This window comes from Nocardiopsis sp. MG754419 (genome assembly GCF_018207095.1).
In the GTDB taxonomy this organism is placed as follows: domain Bacteria; phylum Actinomycetota; class Actinomycetes; order Streptosporangiales; family Streptosporangiaceae; genus Nocardiopsis.
In genome coordinates, this window is sequence record NZ_QOCZ01000034.1 from 1 (window position 1) to 20,451 (window position 20,451).

Annotated in this window: 18 protein-coding genes and 1 pseudogene; 6 read left to right on the forward strand and 13 right to left on the reverse strand. The window is 72.2% G+C overall.

What is annotated here, in order from left to right; genetic code table 11:
- Window positions 1–57: 57 nt before the first annotated feature.
- Entirely contained in the window at window positions 58–2,013 is a 1,956-nt protein-coding gene (locus DSY14_RS09400; RefSeq protein WP_211716110.1) for an AfsR/SARP family transcriptional regulator, read from the reverse strand.
- A gap of 119 nt (window positions 2,014–2,132) precedes the next feature.
- Between DSY14_RS09400 and DSY14_RS09405 the strand changes: the two genes are divergently transcribed.
- Window positions 2,133–3,011, forward strand: coding sequence for an alpha/beta fold hydrolase (locus tag DSY14_RS09405; RefSeq protein WP_211716111.1), 879 nt, complete (start codon window positions 2,133–2,135; stop codon window positions 3,009–3,011).
- Window positions 3,012–3,072: 61 nt separating this feature from the next.
- Here DSY14_RS09405 and DSY14_RS09410 read toward each other — a convergent pair whose 3' ends face one another.
- From DSY14_RS09410 to DSY14_RS09420, 3 genes are read right to left on the reverse strand one after another with little or no spacing between them, the layout of a single operon-like run.
- Window positions 3,073–3,885, reverse strand: a complete 813-nt coding sequence (locus DSY14_RS09410; RefSeq protein ID WP_211716112.1) for an ABC transporter ATP-binding protein — start codon at window positions 3,883–3,885, stop codon at window positions 3,073–3,075.
- Between the two features lie 43 nt (window positions 3,886–3,928).
- Entirely contained in the window at window positions 3,929–5,020 is a 1,092-nt protein-coding gene (locus DSY14_RS09415; protein ID WP_211716113.1) for an iron chelate uptake ABC transporter family permease subunit, read from the reverse strand.
- Window positions 5,017–6,051 (reverse strand): iron ABC transporter permease, encoded by a 1,035-nt coding sequence (locus DSY14_RS09420; protein WP_211716114.1) that lies wholly within the window; start codon window positions 6,049–6,051, stop codon window positions 5,017–5,019. Before DSY14_RS09420 ends, DSY14_RS09415 begins: the two co-directional genes overlap by 4 nt.
- 159 nt (window positions 6,052–6,210) lie before the next feature.
- Here DSY14_RS09420 and DSY14_RS09425 point away from each other — a divergent pair, with 159 nt between their 5' ends.
- Window positions 6,211–7,224, forward strand: coding sequence for an ABC transporter substrate-binding protein (locus DSY14_RS09425; RefSeq protein WP_249187590.1), 1,014 nt, complete (start codon window positions 6,211–6,213; stop codon window positions 7,222–7,224).
- A gap of 40 nt (window positions 7,225–7,264) precedes the next feature.
- On the opposite strand, the gene DSY14_RS09430 is transcribed toward DSY14_RS09425, so the two are convergent.
- From DSY14_RS09430 to DSY14_RS09445, 4 genes are all read right to left on the reverse strand, one after another.
- Entirely contained in the window at window positions 7,265–7,771 is a 507-nt protein-coding gene (locus DSY14_RS09430) for a GNAT family N-acetyltransferase (protein ID WP_211716116.1), read from the reverse strand.
- 190 nt (window positions 7,772–7,961) lie between these two features.
- Window positions 7,962–8,729, reverse strand: a complete 768-nt coding sequence (locus DSY14_RS09435; RefSeq protein WP_211716117.1) for a TSUP family transporter — start codon at window positions 8,727–8,729, stop codon at window positions 7,962–7,964.
- A gap of 403 nt (window positions 8,730–9,132) precedes the next feature.
- The gene (locus DSY14_RS09440) at window positions 9,133–9,765 is read right to left on the reverse strand and encodes an alpha/beta hydrolase (RefSeq protein WP_211716118.1); all 633 of its coding nucleotides are present in this window, start codon (window positions 9,763–9,765) and stop codon (window positions 9,133–9,135) included.
- Complete coding sequence (locus DSY14_RS09445) at window positions 9,762–10,712, reverse strand: ring-cleaving dioxygenase (protein WP_211716119.1); 951 nt, start codon at window positions 10,710–10,712, stop codon at window positions 9,762–9,764. The genes DSY14_RS09440 and DSY14_RS09445 overlap by 4 nt, the downstream gene beginning before the upstream one ends.
- Before the next feature lie 302 nt (window positions 10,713–11,014).
- Here DSY14_RS09445 and DSY14_RS09450 point away from each other — a divergent pair.
- Window positions 11,015–12,517 (forward strand): annotated as a pseudogene (locus DSY14_RS09450) (DUF2254 domain-containing protein).
- Window positions 12,518–12,582: 65 nt separating this feature from the next.
- On the forward strand, window positions 12,583–13,038 hold the full coding sequence (locus DSY14_RS09455) for a GNAT family N-acetyltransferase (protein WP_211716120.1): 456 nt from the start codon (window positions 12,583–12,585) through the stop codon (window positions 13,036–13,038).
- 60 nt (window positions 13,039–13,098) lie between these two features.
- Here the strand turns inward: DSY14_RS09455 and DSY14_RS09460 are convergent, their stop codons facing one another.
- On the reverse strand, window positions 13,099–13,578 hold the full coding sequence (locus DSY14_RS09460) for a hypothetical protein (protein ID WP_211716121.1): 480 nt from the start codon (window positions 13,576–13,578) through the stop codon (window positions 13,099–13,101).
- Between the two features lie 269 nt (window positions 13,579–13,847).
- Between DSY14_RS09460 and DSY14_RS09465 the strand changes: the two genes are divergently transcribed.
- Window positions 13,848–14,621 (forward strand): thioesterase family protein, encoded by a 774-nt coding sequence (locus tag DSY14_RS09465; RefSeq protein WP_211716122.1) that lies wholly within the window; start codon window positions 13,848–13,850, stop codon window positions 14,619–14,621.
- A 262-nt stretch (window positions 14,622–14,883) separates the two neighbouring features.
- On the opposite strand, the gene DSY14_RS09470 is transcribed toward DSY14_RS09465, so the two are convergent.
- A complete protein-coding gene (locus DSY14_RS09470; protein ID WP_211716123.1) occupies window positions 14,884–16,101 on the reverse strand; it encodes an MFS transporter in 1,218 nt (405 codons plus the stop codon).
- A gap of 69 nt (window positions 16,102–16,170) precedes the next feature.
- Here DSY14_RS09470 and DSY14_RS09475 point away from each other — a divergent pair, with 69 nt between their 5' ends.
- The gene (locus tag DSY14_RS09475; protein ID WP_211716124.1) at window positions 16,171–17,103 is read left to right on the forward strand and encodes a LysR family transcriptional regulator; all 933 of its coding nucleotides are present in this window, start codon (window positions 16,171–16,173) and stop codon (window positions 17,101–17,103) included.
- Between the two features lie 10 nt (window positions 17,104–17,113).
- Here DSY14_RS09475 and DSY14_RS09480 read toward each other — a convergent pair whose 3' ends face one another.
- From DSY14_RS09480 to DSY14_RS09490, 3 genes are all read right to left on the reverse strand, one after another.
- Window positions 17,114–18,052, reverse strand: coding sequence for a DUF817 domain-containing protein (locus tag DSY14_RS09480; RefSeq protein ID WP_211716125.1), 939 nt, complete (start codon window positions 18,050–18,052; stop codon window positions 17,114–17,116).
- Window positions 18,053–18,137: 85 nt separating this feature from the next.
- Window positions 18,138–19,598, reverse strand: a complete 1,461-nt coding sequence (locus DSY14_RS09485) for a benzaldehyde dehydrogenase (protein ID WP_211716126.1) — start codon at window positions 19,596–19,598, stop codon at window positions 18,138–18,140.
- Window positions 19,599–19,631: 33 nt separating this feature from the next.
- On the reverse strand, window positions 19,632–20,417 hold the full coding sequence (locus DSY14_RS09490) for an ABC transporter ATP-binding protein (RefSeq protein WP_211716142.1): 786 nt from the start codon (window positions 20,415–20,417) through the stop codon (window positions 19,632–19,634).
- Between the last annotated feature and the right edge of the window lie 34 nt (window positions 20,418–20,451).

The following is a 20,451-nucleotide window of genomic DNA, read 5'->3' on the forward strand; positions in this document are numbered from 1 at the left end:
CCCCCACACCTGGTGGAGCCGACCCCAGCGCCCTCCCGCCCCTTCGGGCGGTCCGGCTCACCCCGCCCCGTCGATGCGCCGGAGCAGGTCGGCCACCGGTCCCAGGGTGAACATGCCGCCGGCGGCCCCGGCGTGCTCTCCGAGCGCGGGTGTCAGGGCGGCGCGCGCCCGCCGCAGCGCCGGCCGGTGCCCCAGCGCCAGCGCGGCGTGGGCCACCAGGGCCCAGTGGGCCTCCATCACCAGTCCCGGAGCCGGGTCCTGGACCCGGTCCAGGGCACGGGAGGCCTCGTCCGGCCGGTCCAGGGACAGCAGTCGCAGGGGCGCGACCCAGGGGGCGTGGGGTCCCCAGTCGGTGTCGGGCTCCTCCCGCCAGGGCGATCCGTGGCGCAGGCGCAGGCTCAGCAGCGCCAGTGGCAATAGTCCCTGAGCGAGACCGGGCATCCCGGCCGGGATGGTGCGGTCGGCCGCGGCCCGGTAGGCCTCGGCCACCTCCGCCGGCGCCCGGCCGGTCAGGTCCAGGCGCAGCGCCCGGTACCAGGTGGTGAAGACCTCCACCAGGGGGCGTTCGTGGCGACGGGCCAGCCGTGCGACGGCGTCGGCGTGGTGGTCGGCGCGGTCGGTGTCGCCCACCGCCGCACCGGTCTGGACACCGATGAGGTGTCCCAGGATCTCGAAGGTGTCCAGACCCTGCCGTGCGGACAGCTCCACGAGTTCGGTGCCGATCCGGCCCCGTTCGTCGGCCAGTCCGGTGCGGTGGAAGGTCTGCATCCATCGGCCGTTGAGGGCGAACGCGAGCAGGGTGGGATCGCCCAGCCCACGGGCCAGGTGTTCGGCCTCCAGGGCGGCCAGGCGGGGGCGTTCCGAGCGGTCGCCCCGTGATTCGAGGGCGACGGTCGACAGCAGGCGTGCGCGCAGGGCGTGGTGCCCCTGGTGTCCGAGCGCGGTGAGGGTCTCCTCGGCCGCGGCGACCACCCGGGCGGCCTGTGCCGGGTCGTCGGAGTGTGTCCAGTTGGCGGGCACGTCGTAGGCGCCGATGACGCGGGCGGTGAGGTCGGGGTCGCCGAGTGCGCGCGCGGCGTCGACGGCCTCCATGCGGTGGGTGCGGGCCCTGGTCAGTCCCTCGGGTCCGGTGACGGCCAGGGCGCGCAGCAGACCCACGGTGGACTCCAGGCGGGCTCGGGGGCCGGGGCCGCTGCGGTAGGCGTCGGCGGTGCTGTGCCAGAGCCGGTCGACCGTGGCGGTGGGCGCCTCCACATGGTCGGCCTGGTGGAGAATGTCGTGTTCCAGGCGGCGCAGGGACGGCCCCGGGTCCAGGCCCAACCGGTCCGCGAGCAGGGTGCGGGCCCGACGCAGCACGTCCAGGGCCTCCCCCTGGCGTCCGGCGCGGTACAGGGCCAGTGCCAGGGTGTGCCAGGCCTCTTCGCGCCAGGGGTGGTCGGTCACATGGGCGTCGAGGTCGGCGATGACCCGCCCGGTGTCCCCCGTGGCCAGGTGTGCCCTGGCCCGTGCCTCCACGGCGCCCAGACGTCGCTCGCCCAGGCGGGCACGTTCGGCGCGGGCCCAGGTCGTGTGGGCGACGTCGGTGTAGGCCGGGCCGCGCCACAGGTCCAGCGCCTCGTCCAGCAGCGCGGCGGACCGGGCCGGATCGGTGTCGATCGACGACGCGGCGGCGGTGAGGGCGTCCTCGAACTCCCGGGCGTCCACGGTGTGCGTGCGCAAGGCGTATCCGGTGCCCTGGGTGAGAAGGATCCGGGGCGTGGTCCGGGGCGCGCGGTCGGGTTCCAGCGCCCGGCGCAGCGCCGCCACGAAGGTGCGCACGGCCGCGACCGCGCCCGCGGGCGGAACGTCGTCCTCCCACAGATCGTCGACGAGCACCCGGACGGGGACCACGCGGCCCTGGGCGAGGATCAGCCGGGCCAGTACCGCGCGGTGGCGCGGGCCCTTCAAGGGCAGGGGTCGACCCCGTGCGTCCCAGGCCTGCACGGGCCCGAGCACCCCGAATCGCACCGTCACCGACTCACTCCCCCTCTTTCCCCGCACGGACGCGGTCACCGTACCGCGTGCTCATCGCCTGCTCATCGAGGGCGCCCATGCTGGTCGCACGGATCTCACCGACGAGAGGAAGCATCCGGATGAGTATCGAGTTCCCCGGGTTCGAACACCGACGCGTGCCGGTGGCCGACGGGGTGTCGCTGAACGTGGCCGTGGGCGGGTCCGGGCCGGCCGTGGTGCTGTTGCACGGTTTCCCCCAGACGCACCTGATGTGGCGGCACGTGGCCGCCGACCTGGCGGTCGACCACACCGTCATCTGCCCGGACCTTCGCGGATACGGCGACAGCGACCGCCCCGTGGCGGAGGAGGACCACACCTACGCCAAGCGGACGATGGCCGCCGACGTGGTGGCCCTGGCCCGGACGCTGGGGCACGAACGGTTCGCGCTGGCCGGACACGACCGCGGAGCGCTGGTGGCGATCCGCGCCGGGTTGGACCACCCCGGGGCCATCACCCACCTGGCCGTGCTGGACGTGCTGCCGGTGCCGGAGATGTGGGAGGCGCTGCGGGGCGTCCACGGGGCGGTGGGGTTCCACCTGTACCTGATGGCCCAGCCGCCCGGGCTCCCCGAACAGATGATCGAGGCCGCGCCCGACGCGTTCTTCGGGCACTTCCTCGACGTGTGGACCACCGACCCGGAGGCGATCCCGGAGCCGGTGCGCCGGGTGTACCTGGACGCCTGCCGGAACGCGGTGCCCTCCATCGTGGCCGACTACCGTGCCTCGGCCGGGATCGACCTGGAACACGATCTGGCCGCCCGCACGGCCGGGGACCGACTGACCATGCCGGTGACCGTGCTGCAGCAGGACTGGGGCGCCGCACTGGGCTACGACGCCCGCGGGTTGTGGAGCGGATGGGCCGAGGACCTGCGCCACGCCACGGTGACCTGTGGGCACTTCATGGCGGAGGAGGACCCCGGTCTGGTCGTCAAGGAGCTGCGCGCCCTGCTGGCGCGCTGACCGACCCCCGCGGTACCGGCCGGGCCGGCGCGGTCGGGGCGGTCGGGGCGCCCCGGCCGGGTCAGGCCTGGTCGCGCCGCACCCCGCGCCGGTCCACCGGGACGATCATCGGGGTGTGCGTCTCGGGGTCGTCGATGACGCGCACCGGCAGCCCGAACACCTTCTCCACCAGATCCGCGGTGACCACGGTCGCCGGTTCGCCCTCGGCGACGATCGCCCCGTCCTTCATGACGATCAGGTGGGTGGCGTACCGGCAGGCGTGGTTGAGGTCGTGCAGGACGGCGACCAGGGTGTGGCCCTGCTCGGCGTGCAGGTCCGCGCACAGGTCCAGCATGTCCATCTGGTGGGCGATGTCCAGGTAGGTGGTGGGCTCGTCCAGGAGCAACAGGGGGGTCTGCTGGGCCAGCACCATCGCCAGCCACACGCGTTGGCGCTGGCCTCCGGAGAGTTCGTCGACCGACCGGTCGGCCAGCACGCTCACGCCGGTGGACTCCATCGCCTGGGCGACCACCGCCTCGTCCTGGGCCGACCACTGGCGCAGGAAGCTCTGGTGCGGGAAGCGACCGCGGGCCACCAGGTCGGCCACGCCGATGCCGTCGGGGGCGATGGAGGTCTGCGGCAGCAGCCCCAGGCGGCGGGCCACCTCCTTGGCCGGGTAGGAGTTGATCACCTGCCCGTCCAACAGCACGTTGCCCTCGGAGGGCTTGAGCGTGCGCGACAGGGCGCGCAGCAGCGTCGACTTGCCACAGGCGTTGGGGCCCACGATGACGGTGAAGGAGTTGTCGGGGATGGTGACGGCCAACGCGCGCGAGATGACGCGTTGGTCATAGGCGAGGGTCAGGTCGCGGCCGGTGAGGCGGGCGTCGTCGTTCATCGTCGCTCTTTCGGGTGCGGGACGGGGTCGTGAGGGTGCGGTCTCAGGCGCGGCCGCCGCGCCACTCGGTGTACAGCAACCAGATGAGGTAGCTGCCGCCGATGACGGCGGTGACCACGCCCACCGGGAGCTGGGTGGGGGCCAGGGCGCGCATGGCGACCAGGTCGGCCAGCACCAGCAGGGTGGCGCCCATGAGCGCGGAGCCGATGAGGGTGGTGCCGCCGGTGCGCATCAGGCGGCGGGCCAGCTGGGGCGCGGCCAGGGCCACGAACCCGACGGGGCCGGCCACGGCGATGGCCGCGCCGGTCAGGGCGCTGGCCGCGGCCAGGGCGATGATCTGGGTGGACCGGGTGTTCACGCCCAGCCCGCGGGCGATGTCCTCGCCCGACTCCATGAAGCGCAGGCGTCGGCCCACGGCGAACAGCACGGGGGCGAGCAGCGCGAAACCGATCCACACCGCGGCGACCTCGCCCCAGCCGCGTCCGTTGAGACTGCCGATCATCCAGATCTGGGCGCCCAGGGCGTCGGTGAGGTCGGCGCGGGTCATGAGGTAGTCGCGGACCGAGGCGAGCATGGCCGAGACACCGATGCCGACGAGCACCAACCGGTAGCCCTGGACGCCGTTCTTCATGGCCAGGAGGTAGACGACGGCGGCCGTGACGAGACCGCCGGCGATGGCGCCCAGGGAGATCACGACACTGCTCGCGCCCAGGACGAGGATGGCGAAGACCGCGCCGGTGGCGGCGCCCGAGGTGAACCCGATGATGTCGGGGCTGCCCAGGGCGTTGCGGGACAGGCTCTGGAAGACGGCGCCGGCGATGCCCAGGGCCGCGCCCACGCCGATGGCGGTCAGGGCGCGGGGCAGGCGCACGCCCTGCACGAAGAACACGTCCAGGCGTTCTCCGAAACCGAACAGGGCGCCGGGGACCGCCGCGAAGGGGATCTCGTAGTCGCCGACGGTGACCGAGACCGCCAGGGTCACCAGACTCACCGCGGCCAGGACGAGGCAGGTGAGCAGGGTGCGCGGGTGCAGCAGGAACGACAGGCGTTCATCGCGGCTGCGCCAGGCCACGGTGCCCCGGGGGCGGAGCCGGGTGCCGTCGGTGGGGCGGGGTGGTGCCAGGGTCTCGTTCACAGCTGCGCCATCTTTCTACTGCGGACCAGGGCGATGAACAGGGGTGCGCCGACGAGGGCGGTGATGATGCCGACCTCCAGCTCGGAGCCGGGCAGGACCACACGTCCGACGGTGTCGGCGGCGGTGAGCAGGATCGCTCCCAGGACGGCGGAGTAGGGCAGCAGCCAACGTTGGTCGGGGCCGGTGATGACCCGGGCTGCGTGCGGGATGATGAGGCCGACGAACCAGATCGGTCCCGCGGCGGCGGTGGCGGCCCCGCACAACAAGATGACGGCCACGGCGGTCCCGGCGCGGATCAGGGGGATGCGGGCGCCCAGGGTGGCGGCCAGGTCGTCGCCCAGGGCGACGGTGTTGAGGGAGGGCCCCAGGGCCAGGGTGAGCAGGATGCCCAGGACGAGGAAGGGGGCGACCTGCCAGAACAGGTCGAGGTCGCGCCCGGTGAGGGAGCCCACCTGCCAGAAGCGGATCCGGTCGAACACGAAGTCGTTGAGCACGATGACGCCGTAGATCAGCCCCTGGAGGACGGCGCCCAGGGCGGTGCCGGCCAGGGCCAGACGGACGGGGGTGGCGCTGGCGCGGCCCCGGGACCCCAGGGCGTAGACGGCCACGGCCGCGACGGCGGCGCCGATGAAGGCGGGCCACACCAGGGCGGAACCGCCCAGTCCGAACAGGAACACGGCGATGACGACAGCGGCGGCGGCCCCGGAGTTGATGCCGAGGATGCCGGGTTCGGCCAGAGGGTTGCGGGTGAGGGCCTGCATGAGCGCGCCCGCCAGACCGAGGGCGGCGCCCACGAAAATCCCGATGATCGTGCGGGGCACGCGCAGGGTGAGGATGACGTCGTGGTCGTAGGTGCCGTCGTAGTCGGTGAGGGCGGCCCAGACGTCCGCGGCGGGAATGGGCTTGGCTCCCACGGTGACGCTGAGCAGAGCACAGACGGCCAGGGCTCCCAGGGCGACGATCAGACCGATGGGGCGGATGATGCGTCGGGTGAGGGCGGGGCGCGTTGGTGTGGGCGCGCGCAGGACCACGGCTTCCCCGTTCTGATGCTGGTGCGGATGGTGAATGTGGGGGTGATGACGCCGGTGGTGTCGACGTCGCATCGTACGGCACCGGAGGAAACCGGACGAACACCACCAGCACAGGTTAGCCTTACCTACGTCATGCTCGCACGAAAGGGTCCCCGAACGATGCCCCACACGCGCTCACTGTCGACCGCCCTCGCCCTCCCCCTGGTCGGGGTCCTCACGTTGACCGGGTGCGGACCCGGCCCGCGGGAACCCGGCGCCGACGGTCCGGACGCCGGGCCGAGCCGCACCGTGCGGGCCGCCAACGGCGAGGTGGAGATCCCCGACGCCCCCGAACGGATCGCGGTGCTGTGGCGGCCCACGCTGGCCGCCGTCACCCTGCTGGGGCGGGACGTGGTGGGCACCATGGGCACGCCCGGCACCGCCGACCAGGGGTTGGCGCCGTTCCTACCCGAGGACGTCGACGGCGGCGCGTTGACCCTGGTCACCAACTCCCCCGTGGAGGACGACGTCAACATCGAGGAGTTGGCCACGGCCGAGCCGGACCTCATCATCGGTGTGGACACCCAGGTGGGTGCGCAGACCGCGATGCTGGACTCCCTGGAGGCGATCGCCCCCACCGTCCTGTTGGAGTGGGAGGGCACCGGTTCCTGGCGCGGGCACCTGGAGGAGGTCGCCGACGTCCTGGCCGCCCCCGAGGCCGCCGAGGAGGCGTTGGAGGACTACGACACCGCCGTCGCCCAGGCCCGCGCCCGGATCGAGGAGGCCGGAGTGGACCCCGCCGGCACGGAGGTGTCCCTGGTGCGGTTGCAGGACGCCAACGAGATCCGACTGGAGACCCCCGCGTCCTTCCCCGGGCAGATCATCGACGACCTGGGCTTCGCACGCCCCGACACCCAGGTGGAGTCGGACGGGGACACCGACTTCATCCCGCACAGCTACGAGAACCTGGAGCAGGGCGACGGCGACGTCCTGTTCGTCATGGCCGGTTCCGGCTTCCCCGAGGCCCCGGTCACCTTCACCGACGGCGTGTGGTCCAACCTGGACGCCGTCCGGGACGAGCGGGTCTACCGGGTGGACCACGACGTCTGGGGCGCCGCCAACCACCACGGCGCGCACCGCATCATCGACGACGTCACCGCCGCCCTGACCGGACAGGCGGACCCGGCGGTGTAGACGCCCCGCACGGACGGGGGCGCCGTGACACACCACGGCGTCACCCGCCCGCCCAGGTCAGGGTCTTCTCGTAGCGGGTGACCGGGTGCCATCCCAGGTGGGCGGGGAAGGTGACCTCGCCGCGCGGGCGGTACCCGAGACGTTCGTAGTAGGCGCGCAGACCCTGACCGGCGCTCACACAGTCCAGGCGCACCAGGCCGCGACCGGCGTCGGTGGCCGTGTGCTCGACCCAGGCCAGCAGTCGCTCGCCCAGGCCACGGCCGGTGGCCCCACGATCCACCATGAGCCCGTGCACGTAGTACGCGGGCACCGGCCCCGGGTCGGGCCACACCTGCGGGTCCTCCTCCAAGACCCGGACGGCCGCCACCGGCGCGCCGTCCTGGACCAGCCACCATTCACCCCGCTCGATCTGGGACCTGACCTGCTCGGGTGCGACCTCGCCGGGTGCCCACTGCTCGATCCCCCGGCGTCGCTGCCACCGGGCACAGGAGTCCCTCAGGCGGACCAGGTCCGCCGCATGGTGCGCGCGGGCGCGGGTCGGTCTCACGTGGTCCTGCACCATGGGGCCCTTCCGATTGGGTGTGCGCGCACGCGCCGTGTCACCGGGGCGAGCGTCGCGAGGACGTGCGAGCAGGACTATCACGGACGGCCCTCGCCCAGCGGCCCCCGCCCCACGCCACCGAGAGTCGAAGGGCCCCTGGCGTGGGTCACGGGGACGCCGGTCCTGCGCCGCGGACTCAGCCGAACACGTCCCAGGCCATGCGGACCAGCAGGCCGAGCACCACGACGAGCAGGACGGCTCGAATGAAACCGGTGCCCCGTTGCAGCGCCATCCGTGCGCCGATCTGCGCACCGATGATGGTGCACACCGCGAGCCCCAGCCCCAGCAGCCAGTCGATGTGCCCGCCGATGGCGAAGACCACCAGGGCGCCGAGGTTGGTGCACACGTTGACGATCTTGGCCGAGGCCGAGGCGTGCAGAAAGTCCATGCCCAACACCGCGGTGAAGGCGATGATGAGGAACACGCCGGTTCCGGGGCCGATGAGACCGTCGTAGAAGCTCACCCCCAGGCCGGCCAGCGCGAGGACCGCCAGGATCCGGTTGCGGGTGCGCAGGGACCGGTCGGGCGAGGTGCCCATGGCGGGCCGGAAGACCACCAACAGCGCCACCCCGGCCAGGACGGCCATGATGATGGGTTTGAGGACGTCGGCGGTCAGGGCGGTGGCCATGGCCGCGCCCAGCCCCGAACCGATCAGGGCCAGACCGGCGGTGGGCAGGACGACACGCTGGTCGAGTCGCACCCTGCGGGCGTAGGCGATGGCGGCGGAGACGGTACCGAAGACGGCACCGAGCTTGTTGGTGCCCAGCAGGGTGGCCAACGGTGCGTTGGGGGCGGCGACCATCAGGGCGGGGAGCAGGAGCAGGCCTCCTCCGCCGACGACGGCGTCGACCCATCCCGCGGCGACGGCGGCCAGCAACAGCAGGCCCAGGATCTCGGGGTCCATCACCGGACCTGCGCAACTGGAGAGGGGATCATGGGCTCTATTTCCGTACGGGGATCGGGACGCGAGCCAATCTAGCCGGCCCCGACGAGCACGCTGTCAGGGGACCGGTGCAGTGATCCCCTTACACGAAGCGCCCCTCTCCCCCGATGCGCCGCCTCAGCGGCCGAACCGTGGTCCATGGAGCTCCGGACACGCCGCACGACTGTCGGACGTCTCACATCGGTGGCGCACGAGGGGCGGGGGCGATGTGGTCGAGGCCTGAAGTGAGTGCGTGTGCTTGTGGCACACGGAACCGCCACCTTGACAACGTAGATCTCAATAGGAACCGAAGAGAAGCGGTGGCGTTCGGGTCGGGGAACGCCACCGCCGTCCGGTGGTGGCCCGTCTCCCGGGCCCCAGGTCTCTAGAAGTCCGCGGCCGCGAACCACTCCCGGGCCCGCTCCACCGTCTCGGGCGGAAGCCCGTGCCCCCCGGGGTGTTCCTCGACGCGCACGTCCGCACCCCGCTCCCCCAGCTGCGCGGCCAGCAGTCGCGCCTGGTCGATGGTGGTGATCGGGTCGACCGCGCCGTTGCCCAGGAACACCCGGGTCCCCGACAGGTCGACGCGGTCGGGCTCGCGCCCTTGGAGCGGGGCGCCGCCGGCGAACAGCGCCGCGCCCGCCACCACACCGGGGTGGAGCAGGACCAGGCCGGCGCCCGTGTTGGCACCGTTGGAGAAACCGCTCACCACGATCCGCTCCGGGTCCAGGTCGTAGGCGACCGTGGCGGCCTTGACGAAGTCGGCCAGTTCGGCGGTGCGCGCGATGAGGTCCTCCACGTCGAAGACGCCCTCGCGCAGGCGACGGAACCAGCGGTTCGACCCGTTCTCGTCGACCTTGCCGCGCGGCGACAGCAACGCCGCGCCCGGAGCCAGGATCCGACCCAGTGGCACCAGGTCGTGTTCGTCGGCGCCGGTGCCGTGCAGCAGCAACAGCGTGGGCGCGTCCGGCTCGGTGGCCGGCTCGAAGACGTGGACGAAGTCGGTCACGGCGGTCACCGGGACACCTCCAGGTGGGGCAGGCTCGCGGCGATCTGGTCCTGGCGCGGCTGCAGCCACGGCGGGAGCTTCAACGAGCGGCCCAGCTCCAGCAGGGGTTCGTCGTAGTCGAAGCCGGGGCCGTCGGTGGCGATCTCCAGCAGGACCCCGCCGGGTTCACGGAAGTAGATCGAGGTGAAGTAGCTGCGGTCACGGATCTCGGTGACCCCCACCCCGTCGTCGGCCAGCCGCTGACGCCAGGCGTCCTGGACGGCGGTGTCGGGGGCGCGGTAGGCGACGTGGTGGACGGTGCCGGCGGCGACCACACCGCGCTCGGCACCGGGGTCGGCGACCACGTCGACGATGGTGCCCACGCCGTCGCCGGAGTCGTTGGTGTGGAAGCGCATCCGGCCCGCCTCCTCACTGTGCAGGTGGAAGCCCAACTGTCCGCCGAGCATCTGCGCCGTTCCGTCGGCGTCCTGCTCGGTGAGGGTGACGGCGCGGATGCCGCGGATGGCGCGGTCGGTGGGGACCACTCCCCCGTCCCAGGGGTCGGTGTCGTGGTGGTCGGCGCCGGCGGCCAGTTCGATGAGCAGACCATCGGGGTCGCGCAGGCTCAGGACGTCCTCCTCGGCGCGCTCGACGGGGCGGGTGAAGGGGATGTCGAGGGTGGACAGATGGTCGGCCCACCAGCCCAGGGAGCCCTGGGGAACGGAGAAGGTCGTGGTGGTGGCCTGCCCCGCGCCGATCCTGCCCTTGGGCGCGTCCGGCCAGGGGAAGAAGGTCATGATGGTGCCGGGGTTGCCCGCGCGGTCACCGTAGTACAGGTGGTAGGTGTCCGGGGAGTCGAAGTTGACGGTCCGCTTGACCAGACGCATCCCCAGGACGTTGAGGTAGAAGTCGGCGTTGGCCTGGGGGTCGGTCGCGATGGCGGTCACGTGGTGGATCCCCGAAGGGCGCACGTCCATGGGTCCTCATCCTCTCCTGGAGCACTCGGTCGAACGCTCCAACAAGTTGAATCTTAAACTAATTTCCGCCACTTGTCCTCCACCCCGACCCGGAACGGGGCCCGGATCGGACCCCACACCCTCGGAACCGCTCCCTGCGTCGGCCCAAGGATCGAACGATACGCACGAGAAATCTCCGATTCCACACTCATCGGCCCGCTAACCCTCAAGAGATCCGAGCGTCAAAACCGGAGAGCACGAACTTTTCCCTCGTATCGTCCCTTCGGCGCATCCGACCGGGGGGAACTCCGTGATCATCGCTCGTGTCGGAACCGGCGACCGCCCCCGGCCGGCCACGTTGGATCACTCTGGGCAGACCGCGCAAGTCGGCCGGTCGGGCGCTGGGGGAACACGTCCGGGAGTCGTTCGTACCGGTACCGCTGGCCGGGATGGTGTTCTTCGCCGTCCCGGCGCCCGTGACGGCACTCCTGGACATCGCGCTGGGCGAACTGCCGGCCGCCGGCGAGGGACGGGCTGGGGAACCGTCCCCCGAGGACTGGGCCGCCTGGGCGGAGAACGGCCGGACGGTGATCCAGACCATCGGGCCGGCCGCCCTCACCGTGATGGGCGTGGTCTTCAGCATCACCCTGGTGGCGCTGCGGATGGCCACCGACCGACTCTCCCCGAGGATCATCCACCTCTTCACCCGCAGTTGGACCACCAAGCTCGCGCTCACGGTCTTCCTGGGCACGTTCGCCTACACCGTCGGCGTGCTCTAACTCGGCGGTCTCATCGCCGATCAGGACAACCCCTGCGTTCCGCTGCCGTCCACCACACTCTCGATCCTGACGCTGGTGCTGTGTCTGCTCGCCTTCCTGTTCTTCGTGCAGGGGACGATCTCGCTGATGCGGGTGAGCATCGTGATGGACCGGGTGGCTCACGGCTCCCTGCGACGGATCCGCCGCATGGCCGAGTCCGCTCCCCCACCGGCGACCGAGGGACCCGGTGGGGAGGTCCTCACCCGGGTACGCTCCCGGTCCGATGCGGGCGTGTCGACCCGGGTGAACGAGTGCGCGCCGGCCTCCTGGGCCCGGCGCGAGGACGCGTTCGTGCGGGTCCTCCCGCGTATCGGCGACCCTGTGCCCGAGCAGGGCGTGGTCCTCGTCGTCCGCTCCCGGCGACCCCCACGGTCCCCCGAGCGCGCGGCGCGCGCCCTGCACACCGGTCGGGAACGTTCGACCTACCAGGATCCGGCCTTCGGACTACGGCAGATCGTCGACATCGGCGTGCGTGCCCAGGGCTACGGGGAGAACGATCCGACCACCGCCGTGCGGTGCGTGGATCGGATCCAGACGCTCGTGGGGGCGTTCGCCGAGGTCACCCGGCACAGGTGGACCATCTACGACCATAGGAGGGTCCCCCGCGCCGAGCTGCCCCTGCCCACCTGGGAGGGGTTCGTGGACCTGGACTTCAGCGAACTGGTGCTGCAGTGCGAGGGGCACACCCAGGTGACCCGGCGGCTGTCGGCGGCACTGCGCGACCTGGAGGAGGAGGTGGATCGAACGCGCCGACCGGCGCTGCGCCACCACCGACGGGAACTGCGGCGGGTGTGCGAACGGAACCTGCCCGCACACCTGGTGGAGTTCGCGCTGACCCCCGACCGTCAGGGCCTGGGCGGTGGCGGTCGGGAGCCGGAGCCCGTCCGAGCCGGCCCCGACGCGAGGTGGACCGACGACCGGTCCGAGGAACGGGGCGAGAACGACCCCGAGGAACACTGCGGGCGAGCCGACCGTGCACGCGCGGGGACCTGGGCCGACCTGTGGTGATGCGTCCCGAACTTCCGTCGGTGGTGGTCCTTGGCTCCGGGGGCCGCCGGGGTGAGCATGGAGTCATGACAACGGTGGTGCGAGACGCGGCCCCGGGCGACGGCCCGGGGATCGCCGCACTGATCACCAAGGAAGCACCGCACTTCGACCTGAAGGGGTACCCGGACGACGTGTGGCCGGACACCATGGTGGTGCTGGTCGCGGAGGTCGCCGGACGCGTCGTCGGCTGGTTGGAGGGGATCCTGGACGGCGCCTACGCCGGCGCGGCGGCCCCGGCGCCCGCGCCCCACGGATACGTCCTGGCGGTGGTCGTGGACGGGGGCCTGCGCCGCCAGGGCATCGGCACCGCCCTGATCACCGCGTTCCTGGAGGAGGCGCGCGCGGAGAAGGTCGAGTGGGTGTTCCTCATCCCCGAGGGGGGCGAGGGGTTCGAGGGCCGTGTCCGGTTCTTCGACCGGGTCGGGTTCACCCCCGTGGAGGATCACGACGAGGACCGACTGGTCATGGGCGCCTGGACCTGATCGGCCCCCGCACGTGGGCCCTGCCCCACCGAACCGCGCGTGGTGTGCGAGGCGTCCTCCCTAGGAGGCACGACGTCGCGATCCCGGTTTCGTGTCGATGACGAAGAACGCGCGCGCCTCGGCCGAGGCCAGTGCGTGGGTCATGACGTGCGCCGCCTCCTGCTCGGGGAGGTGCTCCACACTTGCGCGCAGAGCCGCGGTGAAGCGGAGGAGTTGTTCCTCCACCGGCTCCGGTGCGGCGAGCGGATCGACCAGGAGCTCACCGTCGTCGGAGACGAGCCCGCCCTCACCCTGCAGAGCGGGGCCCAGCGTGCCGGGGCGGAGCCGGTAGACCCGCTCCAGCGCGGTCACGGTGTCCTCGCCGTAGTTGTAGCGGACGCCGCTCTCCAGGTCGGTGATGTCGCGCGCGCCCAGGTCGGTGGTCTCCTGCACCTTCTGCAACCATCCGGCCCGATCATCGTGGCGCGCGGGGTCGAAGTCCACGCGGCGAGCGGTGAGCACCTTGCCGATCGTCTTGATGCGCAGCTTGTCCTTGTGCATGAGTCCTCCGGAGGGGTGTGGGCGGGCTGTACCAAGGTAAGGCCCCGGAGCGTGACGGGAATCCCCGTCCCACCCGCGCGGGGACGGCCTCCTCGGCGGCGACCCGGAGGCCGCCGAGGACGACCCCCCTTCGCGTCGCCCGCGGGCAGGGGGTCGATCCTCGCCGACCCTACGACGGACGGGGCCGGTGAGGGCGGAGCCGACGGATTCACGCTCGCGGGCATCGGGGAGGATGCGAAGGGCACGACCTCGCCGTACAGGAGAACCCCTTGTCCCAGAACGCCTACTTCGTCCGGTCGGACCACGACCGCTACCTCCCCACAGAGCATGTCAGTGGCGCTTGGAACCCCTCCGAACAACACTTCAGTCCGCTCGGTGGACTCATCACCCACGCCATCGAGACGCACAGCGAGCAGCGCGGCCTTCAGCTCTCCCGGATCGGCTTCGACATCCTCGGCACCCTCGCCATGACCGAGTGCCGCATCGAGGTGCGCACCCTCCGCCCGGGACGCACCATCGAACTGGTGGAGGCCCTGGTGCACATCGGTGATCGCACGGCGGTGCGCGCCCGCGCGTGGCTTCTCGTCGCCGGTGACACCAGCGCCGTGACGGGCGGGGCGTCCGCACCGCTGCCCGATCCCGACGGGTTCGGGAAACAACCGCTGAGCTCCGTGTGGCCGGGCGGGTACATCGCCTCTCTGGACGCGCGCCAGGTCCGCGCACCCGAGCGGGGACGGGGCACGGCGTGGATCTCCAGTGACGTCGACCTGGTGCGCGACGAACGGGTGGGCCCCGTCGCCTCCTACGTCGCGCTGGTCGACACGGCCAACGGCGTCGCGGTGCGCGAGTCTCCGCAGGAGTGGATGTTCCCCAACGTGGACCTCACCGTCCACCTCCACCGACGGCCGGAAGGGCCGTGGGTGGGGCTGGACACCACCGTCGCGTTCGGGCCCACGGGCCTCGGGCTGACCAGCACGGTCCTGCACGACCTGGAGGGCGAGGTGGGACGCGCGGAGCAGAGCCTCACCGTCCGTCCTCTCTGAGGGTGGCGGTTCACCCGCGACGGGAGGGGACGACCGCCGGTGGGCGGGCGGGAGCGGTGGCGCGGCGACCCGGCCGGCCGGGGACACCCGGGCACCTCCGTGCGAGCGCGGCGGAGGACCGGGCTCGCCGAGCACGCCGTGCGGCCTCGACACCGCACGGTGAGGGCGGGAGGCGCCGAGGACACACCACCCTGGGGTGCGCCCCTTCACCGTCCGCGGTCGCGCCACAGGAGAGCGGGCCGCTTTCCTTGGGTGCGCGAGGTCAGAGGCGGCGCAGGCGCAGCGCGAACAGGCCCGCCAGAACGGTGAGGACCAGGGCCAGGGCGACGGTTCCGTTCCAGCCCACGGCGTCGTAGACCACCCCGCCGAGCCAGCCGAACAGGCTCGCCCCCAGGTAGTAGGCGAGGGTGTAGATGGCCGTGGCCTGCGCGCGGCCGGTGACGGCGTGGGCCCCCACCCAGGCCGAGGCGGTCGCGTGGGCGCAGAAGAACGCGAAGGTCAACAGCAGCAGGGTGGCCAACAGCAGGATCACCGACGTGGTGAACAGCCCGCCCACCCCGACGAGCAACAGCAGGGTCGCGGTGGTGAGCACTCCGTACCGGCCCCAGCGCAGGGCGAACGAACCGGCCATGGCCGATCCCAGCATCCCGGCGGTGTAGGAGAGGAAGAGCAGGGACGCCGCCGCCTGGGACAGCCCGAAGGGCTCGTCGGTGAGGCGGAAGCCCAGGACGTTGTACACCGCCATGAACGCGCCCATCAGCAGCAGGGCCTGGGCGTACATCGGCACCAGCCCACGGGTGGTCATGGCCGCCTTGAGCCGGGCGCCCATGCCGAGGGGGTCGGTCGCGCCGGTGCGGCGGGGCGCCGTGCCGGGCCGCTGTCGGGGCAGGACGAGGACGAACACCACGAGTGCGACGACGCCGAGGAGCGTGTTGGCCGCCACGCCCCACTGCCAACCGCCCAGATCGGCGGCGAACCCCGCGAGAAGCCGCCCGCCCATGCCGCCGAGGGGGTTGCCGGCGATGTAGAGGCCGGTGGCCTTGGGAGCGTCGCGCGGGTGGATCTCCTCGGCAAGGTAGGCCACGGCCGCGGCGGACACCCCGCCCAGCGCCGCGCCCTGGAGGGTGCGCAGCACCAGGAGGACCCAGAGTTCGGGGGCGAAGGGCGCGGCGGCCCCCAGCACGATGGCCAGCAGCAGGGAGAGCGTGATGACCCGCACCCGACCGATGCGGTCGGCGATCCCGCTCCAGATCAGGGTGAAGCCGGCCAGACCTCCGGTGGCCAGGGAGACCGCGAGTGCGGCCTGCCCGGCGGAGGTGCCGAAGCCCTCGGCGATGGCGGGCAGGATCGGCTGCACGGACCACAGTTGAGCGAAGGTGGCCACCGCGGCCGCCACCAGGGCGATCACCGTGCGCCGGTAGGCCGCGGTACCGGCCCGGGGCCTGGGGTCGGTCATGGGGGGCGCACTGGTCACGGTCATGCTGCAACGCTAGAAAGCGCGCTTTCATACGTCCAATGCATGGTTTCACGTTCATGCATACTGATATGCATGAAGAGCGTGGACGTCGACGCACTGACCCAGGTGCTGGCCCCCCGGTTGCGGATGCTGTCGGCGGTCGCCCGGACCGAGCACATCACGCACGCGGCGGAGGCGCTGAACATGCCCCAACCCACGCTGAGCAGGGCTTTGGCCCGCCTCCAGGAGGAGCTGGGCGTGGCGTTGGTGGAGCGCACCGGGCGCGGGATCCGGTTGACCCGGGCGGGCCGGTTGCTGCTGCCGCACGTGGAGCGCTCGTTGGGGGATCTGCGCCAGGGAGTGGCCGAACTCACCGGCGCCGAGGAGGGTCGGGTGGCGCTCACGTTCCTGCCGACGCTCGGTGTCGAGGTGGTGCCGGCGCTGTTGCGGGGGTTTCGCGCGGAGCATCCCGGTGTGCGGTTCACCCTGACCCAGGAGCCGTGGGCCGAGTCCCTGCGTCGGTTGTCCACGGGCGGCGCGGACCTGGCGCTCACCTCTCCCCTGCCGTCCGGGCAGGGCCTGGTCTCCCGGGTGCTGCACACACAGCACCTGCGTCTGGTGGTGCCCGAACGGCATCCCCTGGCGGGGCGCGGCAGGGTGTCGTTGGCGTCGGTCCGGGACGACTTCATCCTGCTCAAACGCGGTCGGGGCGTACGTCATCTGGCCGATCGGCTCAGCGAGCTGGCCGGGGTCACCCCCACGGCCTCCTTCGAGGCGGACGACATCACCACGGCCCGGGGGTTGGTCGCGGCGGGGTTGGGGGTGTCGGTGCTGCCGGAGCGCCCCAAGGGCCCGTTGGGCGGCACGGTGGAGCTGGTCATCGGTGACGGCGACACCGAACGGCCGGTGGGGATCGTGTGGCTCCGGGAGGGGTCGGGCGGCGGCTACGAACCCCCGGCGGTGGCACTGTTCCGCGACCACGTGTGCCGTGTGGGCCCCGACCTCATCCCCGACCTGACCGGCTGATCCGTCCACGTCACCGTGGTGTCTCCCCCGGCGCCCCGTCGGACCCGCGACCGGGACCGGCGGGTCCGTCCCCGTGCGCGGGGTCGTCGAGCGGACGGGGCCGGTACACGAAGGTCACCAGCACCACGGAGATGATCATCAGCAGGAACCAGGCGACCAGCTTCGAGAGGGACACCATCTCCCAGCCGTCCGCCTGGTGGGGGTAGATCCACGATCCGGCGGCGGTGGCGATGTTCTCGGCGACCCAGAGGAAGAAGGCCACGCCCACGAACGAGGCGAGGACGGGCATACGGCGCCACGGCCGCGCCCGACGGTTGCGGAAGTACATGGTGCAGCGGGCGTAGGCCACCACGACCAGGACGAGCAGCACCCAGCGCGCGTCGGGCAGGTAGTGGTGACCGAAGAAGTTGAGGTAGATCGCCAGGCCGAGCACCGCGGTGACCCAGCGCGGCGGATAGTGGTCGAAGCGCAGGTCGAACGGGCGGAACACCCGCACCATGTACGACCCCACGGCGGCGTACATGAAACCCGTGTACAGCGGCACCCCCGCGATCCACAGCAGGCCGTCACCGCCGTAGGTCCACGACCCCACGGCCGTCTTGAAGAGCTCCATGACCGTGCCGACGAGGTGGAAGAGGACGACCACCCACAGCTCACGGCCACTCTCCAGGCGTAGGAGCAGCATGAACGCCTGGATGGCCACCGCCCCGAGCACGAGGGCGTCGCTGCGGGACAGTGCGACGTCCTCGGGGTACCACAGGTGGGTGGTGACCAGGAGGGCGAGCATGGCGGCACCGAAGACGCACGCCCACGCCTGTTTGGCCGCGAAGACCGCGAACTCCGCGAGTCCCCCGGCCACCGGCCCCCGAAGCGCCGCCAGGCGTCGCTGCGCCCACCCGTCCAAGCGCCGCTCGAGAGGGGTCAGGGACCTCTGACGTGTGCTCGTCATGGTCCCGATCGTACGGTCGGCCCCGCCCCGCCCCGGCCCGCCGCGCGCCGCCGCACGGCGTGGGAGGGGCCGCCGGACGGGTCCGTCAGAACGGGTAGCGCGCCGGATCGGCCCGCATGGTCACCCACTGGGTCTCGGTGAAGGCCTCCAGGTTGGCGCGGGTTCCGCCGAAACGCGACCCCGTCCCCGAGTGGCCCACCCCGCCGAAGGGGGCGACGGCCTCGTCGTCGACGGTCTGGTCGTTGATGTGCACGATGCCGCTGGGGATGCGATCGGCAATCTCCAGACCGCGCATCGGGTTGGTGGTGATCACCCCCAGGGACAGGCCGTACTCGGTGGAACCGGCCAGTTCCACGAGCTCGTCGAGGGTCGAGAAGCGCACCACCGGCGCCACGGGGCCGAACACCTCCTCGGCGAAGGGGGGCGTGGTCGGCGTGACCCGGTCGAGCACGGTGGGCCGGTAGTACAGGCCCTCGAAGGTGCCTCCGGCCCGGAGTTCGGCCCCGGCGTCCACGCCCGCGGTCACCAGACGATGGATCTTGTCGCGCTGACCGGCGTCGATCACGGGGCCGAGCGCGGCGCCGTCCTCCTCTGTGCTGCCCACGACCAACGCCTCGGCCTTGGCCGCGAGGCGCTCGACGTAGGCGTCGGCGAGGGAGGCGTGCACCAGGTGACGTCCGGTGGTCATGCAGATCTGTCCCTGGTGCAGGAAGGAGCCCCACGCGCCGATGGAGGCCGCGGCCTCCACGTCGGCGTCGTCGAGCACCACCAGCGGGGAGTTGCCGCCCAGCTCCAGATGGGCGCGCTTGAGGTGCCGGGCCGCGGCCTCACCGACCCGGCGTCCCGCCGCGGTGGAGCCGGTGAAGGAGATGACGCGCACGTGCGGGTCGGCGACCAGGGCCTCCCCCGCCGCCACCCCGCCGGGCAGGACCTGGAACACCCCTTCGGGCACTCCGGCCCGGTGGAAGACCTCGGCCAGGACCGCGCCGCCGCACACGGCGGTGCGCGGGTCGGGCTTGAGGATGACGGCGTTGCCCACCGCCAGGGCGGGGGCGACCGAGCGGATCCCGAGGATGAGGGGGACGTTGAACGGGGCGATGACCCCGACCACGCCCACGGGCACCTGGCGGGAGAAGCTCAGCCGGGGCTTGGCGGTGCGCAGGACCTCGCCGTGGGGTTGGGAGGCCAGGGCGGCGGCCTCGAAGCACTCCTCGGCGGCCACGTGCACCTGGAATCCGGCCATCCCGGCGGCGGCGCCGCTCTCCCGGCGCAGCCAGTCGGTGATCTCGGCCTCGTGGGCCTGGAGGAGGTCGCCGGCGCGGCGCAGGACGGCGGCGCGTTCCTCGAAGGAGGCGGCGGCCCAGGCGTGTCGGGCCTTGTCGGCGCGGGCGGCGGCCTCCCGGACGTCGTCGGCGTCGGCGATGCCGGTGCGGCCCAGGACGGTTCCGGTGGAGGGGGAGACGACGGGGGCGTCCCCTCCCCCGGAGCGGGTCCAGGCGCCGGTGAAGATGTGCGCGGTGTGGGCGTCGGCGTCGAGCAGGCTCATGCTGGTGTCTCCTTGCGGGTGCGTGCGTCCGGGTCAGGCCGCGGGAGGGGCGGAACCCCTCTTGGCCTGCTGGATCTGGGCGTAGACACGGGCGCGCAGGTGGGTGAAGCGTTCGTCCTGGCGGGTGGTGAGCTGGTCGCGTTCGGCGGGCAGGTCGACGGTGATGTCATCCTGGACCACGGTGGGCGAGTTGGACAGGACCAGGACACGTTCTCCCAGGTAGACGGCCTCGTCGATGTCGTGGGTGACGAACAGGACGGTCACGCCCAGCCGTTGCCAGATCTGTCGGACCAGGTCCTCCAGGTCGGCCCGGGTCTGGGCGTCGACGGCGGCGAAGGGTTCGTCCATGAGCAGCACCTGGGGTTCGTAGGCGATCGCGCGGGCGATGGCCACACGTTGCTGCATGCCGCCGGAGAGCTGCCAGGGGTAGGCGTCGGCGAAGTCGGTGAGGCCGACCGCCTCCAGGGACTCGGAGACCAGTGCGGTGCGACGCTCCTTGGGGAGTTTCTTCTCCTTGAGGGGCAGTTCCACGTTGTCGCGCACGCTCATCCAGGCGAAGAGGCTGCGCCCGTACTCCTGGAAGACCACGGCCATACCGGGCGGCGGGGACAGCACCGGGCGACCGGCCAGTTCCACCGTGCCGTCCGTGGGTGCCATGAGCCCGGCGATGCACTTGAGCAGGGTGGTCTTGCCGCAGCCGGAGGGGCCGACGAGGCAGACCAGTTCGCCCTCGGCGAGCGAGAAGGTGAGGTCGCGCACGGCCTCCACCGCCGTGGCACCGCCGTTGTAGATCTTCTGCAGACCGGTGACCTCGAGCATGGTGGGACCTTCTCCTGGGTCGTGCGGGGTGCTG